At 43.2% G+C, this 17,072-nt stretch carries 19 protein-coding genes and 1 pseudogene; 8 read left to right on the forward strand and 12 right to left on the reverse strand.

Going from position 1 to position 17,072, the window contains the following annotated elements; genetic code table 11:
- From AB4160_RS17380 to AB4160_RS17395, 4 genes and pseudogenes are all read right to left on the reverse strand, one after another.
- Positions 1-185, reverse strand: a pseudogene (locus AB4160_RS17380) (hypothetical protein); the annotation flags it as partial.
- A 17-nt stretch (positions 186-202) separates the two neighbouring features.
- Positions 203-472, reverse strand: coding sequence for a transposase (locus tag AB4160_RS17385; protein ID WP_157936128.1), 270 nt, complete (start codon positions 470-472; stop codon positions 203-205).
- A gap of 67 nt (positions 473-539) precedes the next feature.
- A complete protein-coding gene (locus tag AB4160_RS17390; protein ID WP_372005671.1) occupies positions 540-1,166 on the reverse strand; it encodes a tyrosine-type recombinase/integrase in 627 nt (208 codons plus the stop codon).
- A 200-nt stretch (positions 1,167-1,366) separates the two neighbouring features.
- A complete protein-coding gene (locus tag AB4160_RS17395) occupies positions 1,367-2,230 on the reverse strand; it encodes a YicC/YloC family endoribonuclease (protein ID WP_102440189.1) in 864 nt (287 codons plus the stop codon).
- Positions 2,231-2,534: 304 nt separating this feature from the next.
- Between AB4160_RS17395 and lgt the strand changes: the two genes are divergently transcribed.
- Positions 2,535-3,317, forward strand: a complete 783-nt coding sequence (gene lgt, locus AB4160_RS17400; RefSeq protein WP_102520343.1) for a prolipoprotein diacylglyceryl transferase — start codon at positions 2,535-2,537, stop codon at positions 3,315-3,317.
- 165 nt (positions 3,318-3,482) lie between these two features.
- Here lgt and AB4160_RS17405 read toward each other — a convergent pair whose 3' ends face one another.
- Positions 3,483-4,547, reverse strand: coding sequence for a 2-dehydropantoate 2-reductase (locus tag AB4160_RS17405; RefSeq protein ID WP_372005674.1), 1,065 nt, complete (start codon positions 4,545-4,547; stop codon positions 3,483-3,485).
- 156 nt (positions 4,548-4,703) lie between these two features.
- Between AB4160_RS17405 and rph the strand changes: the two genes are divergently transcribed.
- Both rph and pyrE read left to right on the forward strand, forming a co-directional pair.
- A complete protein-coding gene (gene rph, locus AB4160_RS17410) occupies positions 4,704-5,417 on the forward strand; it encodes a ribonuclease PH (RefSeq protein WP_102440192.1) in 714 nt (237 codons plus the stop codon).
- Between the two features lie 83 nt (positions 5,418-5,500).
- The gene (gene pyrE, locus AB4160_RS17415; protein ID WP_372005676.1) at positions 5,501-6,142 is read left to right on the forward strand and encodes an orotate phosphoribosyltransferase; all 642 of its coding nucleotides are present in this window, start codon (positions 5,501-5,503) and stop codon (positions 6,140-6,142) included.
- Between the two features lie 100 nt (positions 6,143-6,242).
- Here pyrE and folE read toward each other — a convergent pair whose 3' ends face one another.
- The 5 genes from folE to coaBC all read right to left on the reverse strand — a co-directional run bounded on the left by folE (position 6,243) and on the right by coaBC (position 11,524).
- Positions 6,243-6,896, reverse strand: coding sequence for a GTP cyclohydrolase I FolE (gene folE / locus AB4160_RS17420; protein WP_303459391.1), 654 nt, complete (start codon positions 6,894-6,896; stop codon positions 6,243-6,245).
- A 189-nt stretch (positions 6,897-7,085) separates the two neighbouring features.
- Positions 7,086-9,050, reverse strand: a complete 1,965-nt coding sequence (locus tag AB4160_RS17425) for an alpha/beta hydrolase family protein (RefSeq protein ID WP_372005678.1) — start codon at positions 9,048-9,050, stop codon at positions 7,086-7,088.
- 191 nt (positions 9,051-9,241) lie between these two features.
- On the reverse strand, positions 9,242-9,835 hold the full coding sequence (slmA, locus tag AB4160_RS17430) for a nucleoid occlusion factor SlmA (protein ID WP_076538032.1): 594 nt from the start codon (positions 9,833-9,835) through the stop codon (positions 9,242-9,244).
- Between the two features lie 34 nt (positions 9,836-9,869).
- Positions 9,870-10,328, reverse strand: coding sequence for a dUTP diphosphatase (gene dut / locus AB4160_RS17435; RefSeq protein WP_076538029.1), 459 nt, complete (start codon positions 10,326-10,328; stop codon positions 9,870-9,872).
- Positions 10,325-11,524: a bifunctional phosphopantothenoylcysteine decarboxylase/phosphopantothenate--cysteine ligase CoaBC gene (gene coaBC / locus AB4160_RS17440; protein WP_372005681.1), complete on the reverse strand. Its 1,200-nt coding sequence runs from the start codon at positions 11,522-11,524 to the stop codon at positions 10,325-10,327. The genes dut and coaBC overlap by 4 nt, the downstream gene beginning before the upstream one ends.
- A 226-nt stretch (positions 11,525-11,750) precedes the next feature.
- Here coaBC and radC point away from each other — a divergent pair, with 226 nt between their 5' ends.
- From radC to AB4160_RS17465, 5 genes are all read left to right on the forward strand, one after another.
- Entirely contained in the window at positions 11,751-12,428 is a 678-nt protein-coding gene (radC, locus tag AB4160_RS17445; protein ID WP_102440196.1) for a DNA repair protein RadC, read from the forward strand.
- A gap of 122 nt (positions 12,429-12,550) precedes the next feature.
- Positions 12,551-12,787 (forward strand): 50S ribosomal protein L28, encoded by a 237-nt coding sequence (rpmB, locus tag AB4160_RS17450; protein ID WP_055025225.1) that lies wholly within the window; start codon positions 12,551-12,553, stop codon positions 12,785-12,787.
- Positions 12,788-12,793: 6 nt separating this feature from the next.
- Positions 12,794-12,967 carry a 50S ribosomal protein L33 gene (gene rpmG, locus AB4160_RS17455; RefSeq protein ID WP_011494790.1) on the forward strand — a complete coding sequence of 58 codons (174 nt, stop codon included), beginning with the start codon at positions 12,794-12,796 and terminating at the stop codon, positions 12,965-12,967.
- Between the two features lie 394 nt (positions 12,968-13,361).
- Positions 13,362-14,687, forward strand: a complete 1,326-nt coding sequence (argA, locus tag AB4160_RS17460) for an amino-acid N-acetyltransferase (RefSeq protein WP_102440197.1) — start codon at positions 13,362-13,364, stop codon at positions 14,685-14,687.
- Positions 14,688-14,905: 218 nt separating this feature from the next.
- Positions 14,906-15,430, forward strand: a complete 525-nt coding sequence (locus AB4160_RS17465; protein ID WP_102440198.1) for a PH domain-containing protein — start codon at positions 14,906-14,908, stop codon at positions 15,428-15,430.
- A gap of 14 nt (positions 15,431-15,444) precedes the next feature.
- Here AB4160_RS17465 and rarD read toward each other — a convergent pair whose 3' ends face one another.
- Together rarD and AB4160_RS17475 are read right to left on the reverse strand one after the other, a co-directional pair.
- Positions 15,445-16,341, reverse strand: a complete 897-nt coding sequence (gene rarD, locus AB4160_RS17470) for an EamA family transporter RarD (protein ID WP_372005683.1) — start codon at positions 16,339-16,341, stop codon at positions 15,445-15,447.
- 195 nt (positions 16,342-16,536) lie between these two features.
- On the reverse strand, positions 16,537-17,001 hold the full coding sequence (locus AB4160_RS17475; RefSeq protein WP_102440200.1) for a thioesterase family protein: 465 nt from the start codon (positions 16,999-17,001) through the stop codon (positions 16,537-16,539).
- Between the last annotated feature and the right edge of the window lie 71 nt (positions 17,002-17,072).

Consider the following 17,072-nt stretch of genomic DNA (forward strand, 5'->3'; position numbering starts at 1 on the left):
CGTTTAAATATCTTTCGAAAACCATAAGCCCTATGCTTCTCTGCGATGCCTGATACGGCCTCAATGATGTCATTATCATCGATACGCTTGAGTTGGTAATAAAATGTGCAACGACTAATACTTAGCGCATCACAAGCCAACACAACACCTAGGCCAAATTCATTAATGGCATAGTGGGCTAACACCTTCCGCTCTGCTGGCTTTATAGCTTTTTTTCAACAATGTCTTTTAACGCCATGTTTTGCAAACTGACATCTGCAAACATCTTTTTAAGCTTGGCATTTTCGGCTTCTAATTCACGCATACGGGTTAAATCAGAGGCTTGCATCCCACCGTATTTCGATTTCCATTTGTAATAGGTACTTTGACCAACATTATGTTTGCGGCATAACTCAGGCACAGTAAGGGCGCCTGATTCACCTTCTTTGAGGATGTTGATGATTTGGCTTTCTGTAAAACGTGTCTTTTTCATGTGATTCTCCATTTGGTTTAGTGTAAATGGAAAACTCTATTTAAAACATTCTGATTTTAAGGGAGGGTTACATGAGCTCTTCGATGGTTAAGGCTCTGTCTTTACTCTTTTCTACTCCACCAGCATCAGAAACAGAAAATGCACTCGCTGGATTTGCGCCAAGCAGATCCAGTTTTATGCCGTGATTGAAAAGTTGCTTGCTGTACATCAGAGCATCGTTAGCTATTGCTGGTCGGTTAGAGGCTGCGATAGTCTGTAATACTGCTCTTATGTCTCTGGCGGTGACGCTATCTACGTTGAAGCTACCTATATGGGGAGCAATGTCTTTACGGTAGATACGTTCGGGGATTTCGTGATGTTTGAGTCTTTTGATATTACCTAAATGCCAATCGGCAAAGAGATCATCAACGGTTTTAATTTCGGCTTGTTCGGCGCGTTTCTTGGCAACGAGAGGATCTAGACCATCACGAAACTGCTTCATTTTAATTGCGGCTTCAGCGCGTGCATCTGCTAACGAAAGATCACTGTATTTAGCCAGTGTCATCTCTTTGCGTTTCTTGTTGGCGGTGTAGCGGAGCATCCAAAATGGTTTGCCGGATTTGGGAACGACAAAATATAAACCTTCACCATCAGCGAATCGGCCAGGTTCTCCTTTAGATTTTGCTGCAACTTCCTTTGCGGTTAACTTTCCCATAAGCCCCTTAGTCTCCAGTCAAATACAAGGGTGGGTGTTTTTACCCACCGCCATGCATTGACTATATACTAAGTTACTCACCATATCACCCACCATTTAGTGTTGGAAAGTGGTGGGTGTATATGGACCTCTTTGGACCGATATTTAATTAAATTGTTTAAAATCAGTGGTAAAAGGTTTTGTTTGGACTCTATTGGATATCATTCAACGTTTTGGATCTGCTCGCGCATTTGCTCAATAAGCACTTTAAGTTCTACCGCTGCGGCGGTGACTTCTGCACTGATTGATTTAGACGCTAAGGTGTTAGATTCGCGGTTAAACTCTTGCATCATGAAATCTAAGCGGCGGCCTTGTGCGCCACCTTTTTTGAGGATTAAGCGCGTTTCTGCAACGTGTGCATCAAGGCGATCCATTTCTTCTGCGACATCCATCTTTTGTGCAAGTAGCACCATTTCTTGCTCCATACGAGCAGGATCAAGTTCGCCGGTGATTTCAGCTAAACGGTTGGTTAGCTTGTCACGTTGCCATTGCATCACGGCTGGCATGTGCTCGCGCACGATGGCCACTTGTTCAACAATTTGGTCTAGGCGGGTTTGCAGCATAGTGTTGATTGCTTCACCTTCACGGCCGCGAGCTTCGATAAATTGCGCTACAGCGCCATCAAAAGCCACCAGTAAGTCTTTATTGATGTCGCCCATGTCTTGCTCTGCGCCAGACATCACACCAGGCCAGCGTAGAATGTCGGCTAAGTTAAGCTCGCCATGGCTAGATTCTTTCTTTAACCACTCTGCTGCGTTAAGTAGTTGCTTGGCCAAGTCTTGGTTTAGGCGCATTTCACTGCTGCCAGACTCTGATAGTTCATAACGTAAGTTGACCTCAACCTTGCCGCGGTTTAAGCGTTTACGTAGGCGATCGCGCAATACTGGCTCTAGGCTACGCATTTGCTCTGGTAAGCGTAAGTAGGTTTCTAAGTAGCGTTGATTGACTGAGCGGATTTCCCACGAGGCTGTGCCCCATTCGGCTTTGTGCTCAATGCGAGCGTAGGCGGTCATACTTTGGATCATTGTGAACCCTGATTAATTAGCAACGTAAATAGTGTGTCGATTATAGTCTGCTGATTGTGAAGGTCAAAGCTTAGCAAGTTTTATCAACTGGCTTTTGAGCTATTTATACTGGTTAGTGTGCAACTTAAGCGGCTTTTATCAGTCACAGCATTGCGATTAAGGTACGAGTGTCGTCTACCTATCATGGAAATAGTCTGCTGTGGTGACCATAGTCATCGAATTAAGCCGATGAATTGTTTATAGTAGCGGCAATTATTTGCTCACGCCTGCTGCGTGAGTGGTTGTTAATGTTTGGAGTAGTCAATTGGACCATTTTGTGTGGAATCTCGACCCAGTATTAATTTCATTTATGGGTTTACAAGTACATTGGTATGGGGCTTTGTTTGCGGTAGCCATTGCCAGTGGTTTTCAAGTTATGAAGCACATGTACAAAAAAGAAGGTTTAGATGTCGCATCGCTAGATAATTTACTGACTTATTGTGTGGTGGGGATTATTGTTGGCGCCCGTTTAGCGCACTGTTTCTTTTACGATCCAAGTTACTATTTTGCCAATCCAATGAAGATTTTGGCCATTTGGGAAGGCGGTTTAGCCAGCCATGGCGGCGGTTTAGGTGCCATTTTAGCGCTTTACTATTACAAGCGTAAAACCGATATGCCGTTTTTGTTTTTACTTGACCGCTTAGCCATTGCGACAGCGATATTTGGCTTTTTTGTACGGATGGCAAACTTTGCCAATTCAGAGATTTTAGGGCTACCGACCACTAAACCGTGGGGCATTATTTTCGAACGTATTGATATGCTGCCGCGCCATCCGGCGCAGTTATATGAGGCCATTAGCTATTTAGTTATCTTTATTGCTTTGTTTGCTGTGTATAAATTTACCAACTTAAAACAAAAGCACGGGGTTATTTTTGGACTGTTCTTGTGTAGCGTATTCAGCGCACGTTGGGCCATCGAAATGGTCAAGGTTAAGCAAGCCGCTTATGCCACAGATTGGACAATGAGTGCAGGGCAATTATTGAGTATTCCATTTTTAGTGGTAGGTGTGGCGCTGTTGGTGCTGCCTATGATTAAAAAGACTAAGTAGATTTAGCGAGACTATTTACGACTATTAATTGTTTTAAGGCGTTAAAAAGCCGAGTTGGTTGCTGCATGCAGTGATGAGCTCGGCTTTTTTGTATCTAGCTGAAAGCAATGCTAGCGGTATATCAGGGCTAACTTTCTGTAAGTGCTGGCGCTATATAGGTGCGAGTTAAGCTCGGATCATGAGGTAAATCTCATCGATACTGATTGTCTTGCCTTGCTCTAATTTTTTAATTCCTGCGACTATAGCGCTGTTTACTGGGGTTGCCACTTGGTGGTTGAGCCCAAGCTTTACGACTGCGCCATTTAGGTAATCAATTTCTGTGGGGCGCTGTGCTTGTATATCTTGCCACATCGATGAACGTGCGTGCGGGTCGATTGCCAACATGGGTTTTGCTATCAAGGTAAATAAGCTATCAGGTAGCGATAAAATCAGCGGTAGCAAGCTGGGTTTAACTTTGGCGAATTGGGCCAGTGGTAAGTGTGCTTGTTTGCAGACCTTAAGCCACTCTTGCATTGCCATGGCCAGCAGTTTTCGGGTTTTGCGCTGGCTTAATTGCTGCTTTATCGGTACATCACATATGGCGTTTAAGGCGTTATTGAGGTTGAGCAGTAATTTACCATTAATAATGGCCGCCATATCGGTTGCTAATGTGCAGCTGATATTTGCCTGTGCTTTGTTCATCGCGGTGTCAATGGCGTGAGTTTGCGGGCATGTTTCGAAGGTAAATACCCCTTCAGTGCCTTTATGAAAGCTGGCGTTGTCTTGCTGCAATACATTAAACGGGGTGATGCCCTGAAAGATTTGCCTTACTTGATTGCGGTTTTTAAAGGCTTGCTGAAGGATTTCAAGGCTACCTAGGCCATTTTGCATTAATACGATGGCGCTTTGCTGGGTTGATATTGCTAATAAGTCATCGATGATGCTGGTAAGTTGGTGGCATTTTAGGGTGACAAAGATGACATCGAATTGCGTTATTTGCTCATTATCGCCGCTATTATTATCACTTTTATTACGGCTCTTATTAACAGACTGGTTGATATCGGTCATCAGTGCATCTGGCATGACGCGTTGATCTAAGCCTTGATAGTCGGTAAGCCGAATACCGTTATTTTCAATAATGCTGTGTTTAATCCGTGGCCGGCAAATAACACTGACATCAAGCTTAGCGAGCTTGAGTTCGCCTGCTAAAAAACAGCCTGTTGAGCCGGCACCAAAGATGGCAATTTTCATGTGTCTCACATCATTTAAACAATATTTAATCCCTCAGTGTGCCGTTTTGTTAATAAAAATCCAATAAGGGTTTTGTTAAGCGTGGCATCCACTGAAACAAGTCACTATAATATGCTGCGAAATTAAGTCATCAATTCCACACTATAGGAAATGCATATGCGTCCAAGCGACAGAACACCTGCACAATCTCGTCCAGTTACGATTACTCGTCAATTTACAGCTCACGCTGAAGGTTCGGTGTTGGTTGAATTTGGTGACACAAAAGTTTTATGTACTGCCAGTTTTGAAGAAGGCGTACCACGTTTTCTTAAAGGCCAAGGCCAAGGCTGGGTAACTGCTGAATACGGTATGCTTCCGCGTTCGACTCATAGCCGTATGCAACGTGAAGCTGCTCGTGGCAAGCAGTCTGGTCGTACTCAAGAAATCCAACGCTTAATCGGCCGTTCATTACGTGCAGCTGTTGATATGAAAGCATTGGGTGAAAACACTATCGTTATCGATTGTGACGTGATTCAAGCTGACGGCGGAACACGTACTGCAGCGATTACTGGTGCTTGTGTTGCATTAGTTGACGCGCTGAACTGGGCTCGTGGTAAAGGCATTTTAAAAACTAACCCGCTTAAGTTCTTAATTGCTGCTGTTAGTGTTGGTATTTATAAAGGTGAGCCAATCTGCGATTTAGAATATATCGAAGATAGCGCTGCTGAAACTGACATGAACGTTGTGATGACTGAAACTGGCAAGATGATTGAAATCCAAGGTACTGCTGAAGGCGAGCCATTCAGTCATGAAGAGCTATTAAGCTTACTTGAGTTAGCCAAGCACGGCATCCGCGAAATCGTGGACATTCAGAAAGCGGCATTAAGCTAAAAATTGATTTGAATTAAGGGCCCATTAGGGCCCTTTTTTAAAATGTATTCTACAAAAAATGATAACAGTATAAAGGAGATAATGTGAAAGCATATCAACGTGAGTTTATTGAATTTGCGCTTGAGCGTCAGGTATTACGCTTTGGTGAGTTTACCCTGAAATCAGGCCGTACTAGCCCATACTTTTTTAATGCGGGTTTATTCAATACGGGTCGTGATTTAGCACGTCTTGGTCGCTTTTATGCTGCTGCATTAGTTGATTCTGGTATCAATTACGATTTAGTGTTTGGCCCTGCTTATAAGGGCATTCCAATTGCAACGACCACAGTGGTTGCCTTGTGCGATCATCATGATAAAGATGTGCCATATTGCTTTAACCGTAAAGAGGCGAAAACTCATGGTGAAGGCGGCTCATTAGTGGGTAGTGAACTTGCTGGCAAAGTGATGTTAGTGGATGATGTGATCACCGCGGGCACCGCAATTCGTGAATCGATGGAAATCATTGAAGCCCATGATGCAAGCCTTGCAGGCGTATTGATTGCCCTAGACAGACAAGAAAAAGGCAAAGGCGAGTTATCAGCTATTCAAGAAGTTGAGCGTGACTTTGGCTGTGACATCGTTTCTATCGTTAAGCTGTCTGACTTGATTAGCTATTTATCTGAAAAACCTGGCATGGAAAAAGAGCTAGCGTCAGTGAGTGCTTATCGAGCGCAATACGGTATTTAATCTGTTTTGTATTAATAGCGAGAAAGCAAAAGCCAGACATGATGTCTGGCTTTTTTGTGTTTGGTTGTGCAATTACCATCTTCTAATCAATAGTATTTAATTAGCACTTAGACTGATGTAAAAACTCAGCGCGGGTAGCAGGATTTGATTTAAACACCCCACCTAACGCTGTGGTGGTGGTTGAACTGGTTGAGTCCATAACGCCACGGGATTTAACGCAGTAATGCACTGCATCCATTTTTACCGCCACATCTTTGGTTTCAAGCAAGGTTTGCAGGGCAACCAGCACTTGCTGAGTCAGTCTTTCTTGTACTTGTGGACGCTGGGCAAAGAAGCGCACGATGCGGTTAATCTTCGACAGGCCAATAATCTTAGTACGGGGCAGATAAGCAACTGTAGCAAAGCCATCAATGGTCACTAAGTGATGCTCACAGGTGCTGGTGAGGCTGATGTCTTGCACTCGTACCATTTCATCAACGCCCATCTTATTATCGATGACAGTGATTTTAGGGAAGTTCTGGTAATCAAGGCCGGAGAAGATTTCATCAACATACATTTTGGCAATGCGGCGTGGGGTGTCCATCAAGCTATCATCCGATAAATCCAGCGACATTAATGTCAGGATTTCTTTCATATGATGCTCAATTTTCTGCTTACGCTCTTCTGCTGTGTAAGTTTGAGGCAGCATTGGGGTTTCAAGCCCTTGTTCAGTTAGTGCTGCTTTAACTTTCAACGCGGCTTCACTTAGTGCCATCTTATCCTCCAACCACAGGGGTAATACTTAATGAGTGTATGCTAAAAATGACGTTAACGCTTTATGGGCAAGCGCTGCATCAAAGATCAGGGACGGGATAATAACGTGATTTAGGTCAAATTAATATTATTGAAATAAAAAAAGCCGACCTTTTTAGTCAAGTATCGGCTTTGGTGTGAGGCGACAAAATTACAACTTGAGATTATCTTTCAAAAAACTCAACATCTTATTGTAGTATTTGGCTCTATGTTCATCATTATAAAAGCCATGACCCTCATCATCCATGACTAGTTTTTGATAAGGGTATTTGTGCTGCTTTAAGCCTTTTTCTAATGACTCTAACTGCTCAATGGGTGCTCTCTCATCATTGCCGCCATGAACGAGTAATAAGCTGGCTTTAAGCTTATCGGTATTAAAGGCGGGTGACATGGCTTTAAGTTGTTGAGGGTTTTCCCCAAGCACATCTTTTAAATAGCTAGTGCCACTTCGAGATTCTTGTACATCACCTTCTTCAAACATCATTTCTAAATCGTAAACACCGGCAAAGCCAATGGCGCACTTGAATAAATCAGGCTCAATAATGGCACTTTGTAGGGCGCTGTAGCCGCCAAAACTGCCGCCCACAATACAAATGCGATCTTTATCTGCAAAACCTTGGTCAACTACATATTTGGTGCCATCAATGATGTCGTATTGAATCTCAGAGCCCCACTTTTGATAACCATCTTGTTGAAATTGTCCACCAAAACCACCTGAACCTCGAAAGTTAACCTGTAATACCGCCATGCCTTGATTCGCCAGTAACTGATTTTGTGGGTCAAAACCCCAATTGTCGCGGATATAATGTGGGCCGCCATGGGGGTTAACAATCAGTGGTAGGTTTTTGGCTTCTTTACCTGCGGGCAAGGTGAGGTAACCAGAAATCGTTTTGCCATCACGACTGGTGAAGCTGATAGGTTTCACTTCAGCCATGGCATCAGGGTCTAGCCAGCTTTTTTCAGACAAAAGATATTCAAGTTTGGTGTTTTCGGTATCAAATAAGTAGTAATCACCAGGGTTGCGATCGTTGAAGGCTTTAATGATAGCGAGTTTAGCGTCGTTAGTTTCACTGACTATTTGGATTTGATGTCCAGGTAGTGATGCCAGCAATTGTTTAACTAGTTTGGAGTGGGGATCTTGTTTATCTACAAAGGCATAAGTTGGATATCCGCTATCGAATTCGACGGCATAAAGCTGTTTGGTTTTTTTATTAATCCAATAGTTGCTTGGGTCAACATCTTCATCTTGAACAACCAGTTGCTTTTCGCCGCTAGTTAAATCAATTTTATACACCCCCAAGGTGTGATTGTCTTCTCTGCCTGCGGCAAAAATGGTGTCAGGGTTATTGGCGAATGAAATGGGATAAAAATCAGTCAAACCAAGATTAAGCTTGCTACTGTTCAGCCAATCGCCTTCATGGCGATAAAATATTTGGGTTTTATTTTGACTATCGATACCAGCTACAAATTTTACTTCGCCTGTATGATTGGTTAAAAAGCTAGCTTTACCTATGGGAGAGGTAACGATTTTGCGTCTTTTACCAGTATAGAGATCGACACGATATACATCTTGAAGGCTATCATAACCTCTCGAAAGCGCACTGCTCCATGGTATCGCATTGACCAGCATGTGTTTATTGTTTTCTGGCATTGGATCAAGTATGAATGCAGTGGCATTAATAGCGGTGTTTTTCTTTATATGGGAACCGGTTTGTTGCTCGCCACTGTTATAGCCAAATAAGTATTTTTTGCGTGAGCCATCAGCGTTAATAGCAAATAATTCGCCATAATATTGTGGAATGTCGGACCAACCTTTTAAATAGACTTTTTGTAGCACAATACGTTCATGGTTTGCCCATACATAATTGCCGACTTCGGCATTACCTGGAAAGTTGAGCGCATTGAGCAGCTTTTTGGTTTTTGTTTCTAAAATAACTAAGGTTTTTTTGCCATTGTGGCTAGTTAATGCACTGAGGTAATCACCTTCTGGAGAAATTTTGACATCGCTAAACTTTGCCCCTTTACTGAAAAGGCTCGCATCAGATAATGATGCCGCATGAGATATTGAGGGAATAAAGGCCAGCAGACAGGCTGCAATAACAGCAGTGTGTTTCATAAACATCCTTGTTAATTTTTGTAGTGGTAATATTTATCGATAGCTATCGATAAACTAAAGCCAAAGTACGACATTTAATTAACAAATACAATTTATCGGCAATAAAAAACGCACCGAAGTGCGTTTTAGATATGTTGTTGTTTTGTGTTAATTCAACGACCATAATAAGCGATATTAGCAATGCTAATAGGTTAGCTTCTCAACAGTTGCTGCTGAATAAACTGCCACTGTTCATCGAAGTGCTTAGTGGGCTTTTGTTTGAACTCACTACGCACAAACTGAGCGATTCTCCCTTCTGCTACTGCAAGCAGTAGGTTGGCAAGTATGGCTTCGTCGATATTAAAACCTTTGCCTTCACGGAGGGTTTTTTCACGCAGTATTTGTTTGATTTGGGTTTCAATTTTTGCAAACAGTGCGCTAATGCGGCTGCGTAAACGTTCATTTTCACCTAAAAGTGCATCACCATTGAGCACCCGTGAGATCCCCGGGTTACGCTCTGAAAACACCAGTAAGAGTTGCAGTACCAGCTCACAACGTTTCATGGTGTCTTTTTCTTCATCCATGATGATATTCAAGCGCGATAAAATCGCATCTTCAATAAACTCGATCAAGCCTTCAAACATTCTCGCTTTACTTGGGAAGTGGCGATATAACGCCGCTTCTGAAACACCAACTTCAGCTGCCAACTTAGCAGTGGTAATACGTTGACCAGGGCTGGTTTCCAGCATATGCGCAAGGCACTGTAAAATGTGCTCACGACGATTTATTTTTGGGCTAGCCGCCATTATTTATTCCTAGGATTGTGACTACTTGTAAAGGTTATTTGGTGCCAGAATGACCAAATCCACCTTCACCACGTTCTGAGGTATCAAACTCATCGACTAAGGTAAACTGCGCCTGTACTACAGGCACAAAAACTAACTGCGCTAAACGATCGCCTATTTCGATGCTGTAGGCTTTATCGCTGCGGTTCCAGCAAGACACCATTAAGGGGCCTTGGTAGTCTGAATCAATTAAGCCGACTAAATTGCCTAATACGATGCCATGTTTATGACCTAAGCCTGAGCGAGGCAAGATCACGGCAGCTAAGCTTGGATCGGCAACATGTACAGCTATGCCAGTTGGGATTAATACGGTTTCACCTGGCTCGATAACCATAGTGGTATCAATCATGGCACGTAAGTCCATACCTGCACTGCCTGGGGTGGCATAAGCAGGTAAAGGAAACTCGCTGCCAATACGCGAGTCGAGAAGTTTAAGTTCTACAGGTGTTTTCATGATGTTTTAATCTTTGCTGCTATCAAAGTAAGTAATTGCGTTGCCAGTGTCAGTTTGTCTGTTGCGGGTAGTTTTTCACTACCGTCTTTCCAGAACACCTGCAGCGCATTGTTATCGGCGTTAAACCCTAGACCTGCAATTGATACGTCATTGGCAGCAATAAGATCTAATTTTTTGCGTTCAAGCTTGCCACGGGCATATTCTTCTACGTTATCGGTCTCTGCAGCAAAACCTACAGTGAAAGGTCGATTTTTTAGCGCTGAAACGCTGGCTAAGATATCAGGATTGCGAACGAGCGCAAGTTGCATATGCTCAGCCGACTTTTTGATTTTAGATTCAGCGACGGTGGCGATGCGGTAATCGGCCACTGCAGCGCAGCCGATAAAAATAGCTTGGTCTTCAATGTTTTCCATGACGGCATCTAACATCTGTTGTGCTGATTCGACATTGATGCGCTTAACGCCTGAAGGTGTGGCCAGATTAACAGGGCCGCTAATGAGGGTGACTTCAGCGCCCATTTGGGTTGCGGCTGCGGCTAATGAAAAGCCCATTTTACCTGAGCTATGGTTAGAGATGTATCGAACCGGATCGATTGCTTCACGGGTTGGGCCCGCAGTCAGGATCAATTTGTAACCGTTTAATGGTTTTTCAGCTGGGGCGAAATACTGCACCAGTTGCTCAGCAATGGCCAAGGGCTCTTGCATTCGACCTGGGCCGACTTCGCCACAAGCTTGATCGCCACTGGCAGGCCCCCAAACGGTGATGCCTTTACGTTTAATGTTGGCAAGGTTCTCTTGGGTTGCAAGGTTGCGATACATTTGCTGGTTCATGGCTGGGCAAACGATAATTGGCGCTTCAGTAGCAAGGCAGGTGGTGGTTAACAGTTCATCTGCCATACCTGCATTAATACGCGCAATGAGGTTAGCTGTCGCTGGTGCGACGATAACCACATCAGTCCATCTGGCGAGCTCAATATGTCCCATTGCGGCTTCAGCTGCTGGATCGAGTAAATCTGAGGCCACAGGATGACCTGATAGCGCTTGAATTGTCAGTGGGGTAATAAACTCCATGGCGCTTTGGCTCATGACCACACGAACATCAGCACCGCGCTCTTTAAGGCGGCGTATTAAGTCGGCACTTTTATAGGCAGCAATACCACCACCTATGCCTAGAAGGACTTTTTTATTTGTCAGCATGTTTTGCTCAATCCTGCTCATCGCGATATTGCGGCTAAGATATCACAATCTAAATAAGGATGATGATCCGAAATTAAAAATATAGACCATAATAATGTGCTAAGGGTCACAACAACTAAGGGTCACAACTCGCTATTTACAAAAAGTTATTGCTACCCACTATCTATAACTTACTCATACAAGTATGAGTGCCCCCATCACGGATGACATTAAACAAGGAGTGTTTATGGCGATTAAAGACTGGCCTGAAGGAGAAGGGCCAAGAGACAAATTATTACATTTAGGTGCAGGGCATTTATCGGATGCCGAGTTACTGGCGGTTTTACTGCGAAATGGCATAGCAGGTCAAAATGCGGTCGATCTTGCCCGAGATATGATTGGTCAGTTTGGCGGATTAAGGGCTTTATTTTGTGCACCGCGTAGTCAAGTTTGCCAATTGTCGGGTGTTGGGCCGGTAAAATATGCCCAATTACAGGCGGCATCGGAGATTTCTAAGCGAATTTCGCAAGAAAATCTGCGTAGAGGGCAAATTTTGGTAAATCCTGATTTAACTCGGGACTATTTAATGAGACAATTAGCAGACCGATCCTATGAAGTGTTTGCATTACTATTGTTGGATAGCCAACATAGAGTGATTCAATTTGTAGAATTATTCCGCGGAACGATTAATTCTGCATCAGTCTACCCACGTGAAGTGGTGAGCTTGGTGTTGGAAAAAAAAGCTGCGGCAGTCATAGTGTGTCATAATCACCCGTCTGGCATTGCAGAGCCAAGTCAGGCAGATCGGCAAATTACTGACAGATTAAAAAAAGCCTTATCTACTATCGATGTTTCTCTTTTAGATCATATGGTTGTAGGCGATCAGGAGATAGTTTCTTTTGCTGAACGCGGGTGGATAAATTAAACAACGCTTGACCTTATTTTTGTTATCGTGTATAAAATGCGCCCTCTTTGTGCCTCGGGCGACGGCCACACGAGGCACATAAATGCTCGAGCGTTTTAAAATTGTTTTTGGAGAAGATTGACATGTCAAGAGTATGCCAAGTTACTGGCAAGAAGCCTATGGTTGGTAACAACCGTTCGCACGCTAAAAATTCGACTCGTCGTCGTTTTTTACCTAACCTACAAAACCACCGTTTTTGGTTAGAAGAAGAAAAACGCTTCGTGCAACTACGTGTATCTACCAAAGGTATCCGTATCATCGACAAAAAAGGTATTGAAGTTGTTGTTAAAGAACTTCGTGCCCGCGGCGAGAAGGTATAATAGAAAATGGCTAAATCTAAAGGTAATCGTGAGAAGATCAAATTAGTATCTAGTGCTAAAACTGGTCACTTCTACACTACTGAAAAAAATAAGCGTAACATGCCTGAAAAAATGGAAATCAAGAAATTTGATCCAGTTATTCGCCAGCACGTTATGTACAAAGAAGCTAAAATCAAGTAATTGATTTTGTTCTTTTAAAAAAGTCCCTTTATGGGGCTTTTTTTTTGCCTGTCAAAAATGTAATCCAGATCTCCGCGTTATCAATTTCAATCAGTTATGCTTTTCTCTTGCTTTATAAACAACGCCTTACAGTGATAGAGGTCGTTACGCTTATTTTGTCTTCATTATTCACTTATTGACGCTATATTGCCGCCTTATGCATAAACGCCATTTGAACTATTTGGCGGTTATGTGAGCTTATTTACTGCTTTATAGGCACTATTTATGGTCTAAAACTATTACTAATGCGATAAAATGCTTTTAAAGTGAATTTAAATGCAATATTATTGCGTAATTATATTGTTGGTGGTTTTGTCACTGACTGTTCTGATTGATTATTTGTTTAGGGGTTAATGTGCCTTTAAGAACCACAGAGCTGGTTGATGGTTTCCGCCATTCAGCGCCATACGTTAATGTTCATCGCGGAAAAACCTTTGTTGTCATGCTTGGCGGCGAAGCCCTGCTGCATAATCAATTTAGAGGCATCTTAAACGATGTCGCCTTGTTGCACTCCTTAGGGATTAAAGTGGTGTTGGTCTACGGCGCAAGGCCGCAAATTGATAGCGCCATGCACAGTGCGGGTATTGAACCGAGTTATCACAACGGCGTGCGCATTACTGATGAAGACTCATTAAAAGTGATTAAACAAGTTGCAGGCTCAGTGCAATTTGATATTACAGCAAGGCTGTCAATGAGCCTTGGCAACACCCCAATGCAAAATGCACAAATCAACCTTGTCAGTGGCAACTTTGTTATTGCTCAGCCTTTGGGAGTCGATGACGGGGTGGATTTTTGCCTAACGGGCAAAGTGCGCCGTATTGATACTCAAGGTATTGAACGCCAGCTGGAAAAAAATTGTATTGTATTGATGGGGCCTATTGCGGTTTCTGTCACTGGCGAATGTTTTAACTTAACTGCCGAAGAAGTGGCCACCAAAGTGGCTATAAAGCTTAAAGCCGACAAAATTATTGGTTTTAGTAATACCCACGGCATTTTGGGCAAAGACGGCGAGGTGATTGCTGAGCTGATGCCAAATGGCGCGCAGTCCATCTTGGATGAAATGCAAACGGCGGGTAAATCCTGTGTGGGCACCATGGCGTTTTTAAAGGCCAGTATTGATGCTTGTCGTAATGGCATTCCACGTTGTCACTTGGTGAGCTACCTTGAAGATGGCACTTTGCTACAAGAGTTGTTCTCCCGTGAAGGTATTGGTACCCAAATTGTTACTGAAAGCGCTGAGCGCTTAAGACGCGCCACCATTGGCGATATCGGTGGAGTATTAGACCTTATTCGCCCATTAGAGGAGCAAGGGGTGCTAGTGCGCCGCTCCCGTGAGCAGCTGGAAATGGAAATTGAGCAGTTTATGTTGATTGAGCGCGATAGCTTAGTCATTGGCTGCGCGGCGTTATATCCCTTTGAAGAAGACAATGCCGGTGAGTTTGCCTGTTTAGTGGTGCATCAAGACTATCGTGATGCTGACAGAGGCAGTGTGTTGCTGAACAATATTATTGGCCAAGCACGGGTTCGAGGTTATTCGAAACTGTTTGCCTTAACCACCCGCAGTATTCATTGGTTCTTGGAGTTCGGCTTTAATATTGTTGATGTTGAACAGCTGCCTAACGCAAAAAAGAAGCTGTATAACTTCCAACGCAATTCAAAAGTTCTGGCGTTGGACTTGTAAGCTGTATTGCGATTGTGCCGTTATAGCAATGCCACCGTGGAGGTTACTTTACGGTGGCATTTTTGTGTATTTCAGATGTTAACTCATCATGGTTACTGATTTTTAGGCAAGATTTGGGGTGATAAAACTATGCCGGTCAGCATGTTATGAAGATTATGATAATATTGAAAAATGAATAAAGATGTATCCTTATAAAAACACATCACTAAGTAGGAAAAATGACTGAAATAGCATTAGCAGGATTAAGCAGTCACGGCATGTTCAATTTTGTCGGGGTGCTGGTTGGGTTAGTAGGGCTAACGGCGCTGATTTGGGTAAAGAAATTACCGAGCACTGCGTTGTATGTTAGCTACGGGATTATTTTATTCCTGTTTATGCTGTTCTCATGGACCCTGTATCAAACCAATAATAGCCAGTTGACGCTAAAGCCTGACAATAAGCCTTTGACGTTATCGATCCCCCTTTACAGTCAGGATTTCAACACGGATGAATTACTTTGGCAGCAAGTGAGAGTAGTGGACTTAACAACTGAATTAGAATTAACGCCACAGTGGCGTACAAACGGCATAGGCATTGCCGGATACTCACTAGGATGGTTTACCCTTAAAAACGGCGATAAGGCGCTGGTGTCACTCACAAGGGACGATGCCTTGCTACTGCCAACCACTAGAGGCTATGTAATGCTAGTAACCCTAGAGGATAACGAGGCCGCAATGAAAGCCATTGCGGCAATGAAGCATTGAAAAGGCGATAGCTATTAGCTTTGCTTTAAGCGGCGACGGCGCTGCAGCGCCATATCAGCGGTAAACAACACTAATGCACTCCAAATAAAGCCAAATGTGACCCCTTTTTCAATATCAAAAGGCTCTTTGAATAAAAATATTGCCAACATGAACATGATACTTGGGCCAATATACTGGAAAAAACCCAGCATGGATAATGGGATACGAATGGCTGCCCCTGCAAAGCACAATAGTGGAATGGTGGTAACAATACCTGCGGCCACTAAGGTTAAGTTCATTCCAATATCGTTAGTGAGCATATTTGCCGATGCGGTATCAAGCGTTAGGGCTAAATAAGCTAATGCCACAGGCAGTAAAATAGCGGTTTCAACCAATAAACCCGCTTTAGCATCAATGTTGACTTTTTTACGTAATAAACCATAAAAACCAAATGATGCTGCCAGCGCTAAAGACACCAATGGGATAGAGCCAAAGGAGATGAGCTGGATGAGCACCCCGATACAGGCAAGCGCCACCGCAAACCACTGTAATTTTCGTAACCGCTCAGATAAAAATACCATTCCAAGCAATACGTTAAATAGTGGATTAATGAAATAACCTAAACTGGCATCGAGCATGTGGCCGTTGTTAATCGCCCAAATGAAAATCAGCCAATTAAGTGCAATCAGTACCGAGGTCAGCGCCAACACCAGTAATTGTTTTGGCTTTTTCAATAACAGTCTTAGGCGTGAAAATCCGCCAATAAACTGCATTAAAATGATGATAAAGATAAAGGACCACACCACGCGGTGAGCCAAGATTTCGAAGGCTGACACATCAGCCAGTAATTTAAAATACAGTGGTGCTATGCCCCATAAGCAATAAGCACAAATGGCGAGGATAATGCCTTTACGTGTTTCAATATCTTGCATGAATTTCCACAAACAACTGACAAAGAGAGGGCGATTGTAGGTTGCCTTTGCCGATCTCTCAAGCTAATCGCTGGATCATTTTTCAATAAGATCCACTAATTAGCCTCAGCATTATCGCAGTTGGTATAAAGCGGCAAACTAAGATGTTTTAAGTTTATGTTTGTGTTGGTTTTTTATGGATTTAGTCCTAATGAGTTAACCCACCATATAGGTCCCAGTACCGAAGGCGATATGGGTACCTTGTTCATTATGTAATTCCATGCGACAGACTGATACCCGATTACCTGAACGAATGACGCAACCAGTGCCAGTAAATATTTCTCCACGTCCAGGGCGCAAAAAATCAACCCGCATATCAATAGTGCCTAAGGTGGTTAGACGTTGTTGTAATTGCTCCAAGGTCCAGTCGTCTCTGCTTGATACTAAGCCGGCAAAACAGGTCAGCCCGCCAACTACATCGAGCAAGGTTGCCGTCACTCCGCCGTGTAAAATATTTTGATGAATATTACCAATAAGCTCAGGCTTCATTTTTATCACCACTTCGACACCATTTTCGTCATAGCGCTTTATCTCTAAGCCGAGTAAATTATGAAATGGCACATGTTGGTCAAATATTTCAGCGACTTGCTTTAATGCTTGAAGTTGGACATCCGTAGTCATATGCAGCCTAATTTCTATCGTTATTATTGTAGAGCATTTAATCTAGCCTAATCCCTTTGGTAAAATCAATG

The organism is Shewanella sp. 10N.286.51.B8 (assembly GCF_041469325.1).
GTDB lineage: Bacteria > Pseudomonadota > Gammaproteobacteria > Enterobacterales > Shewanellaceae > Shewanella.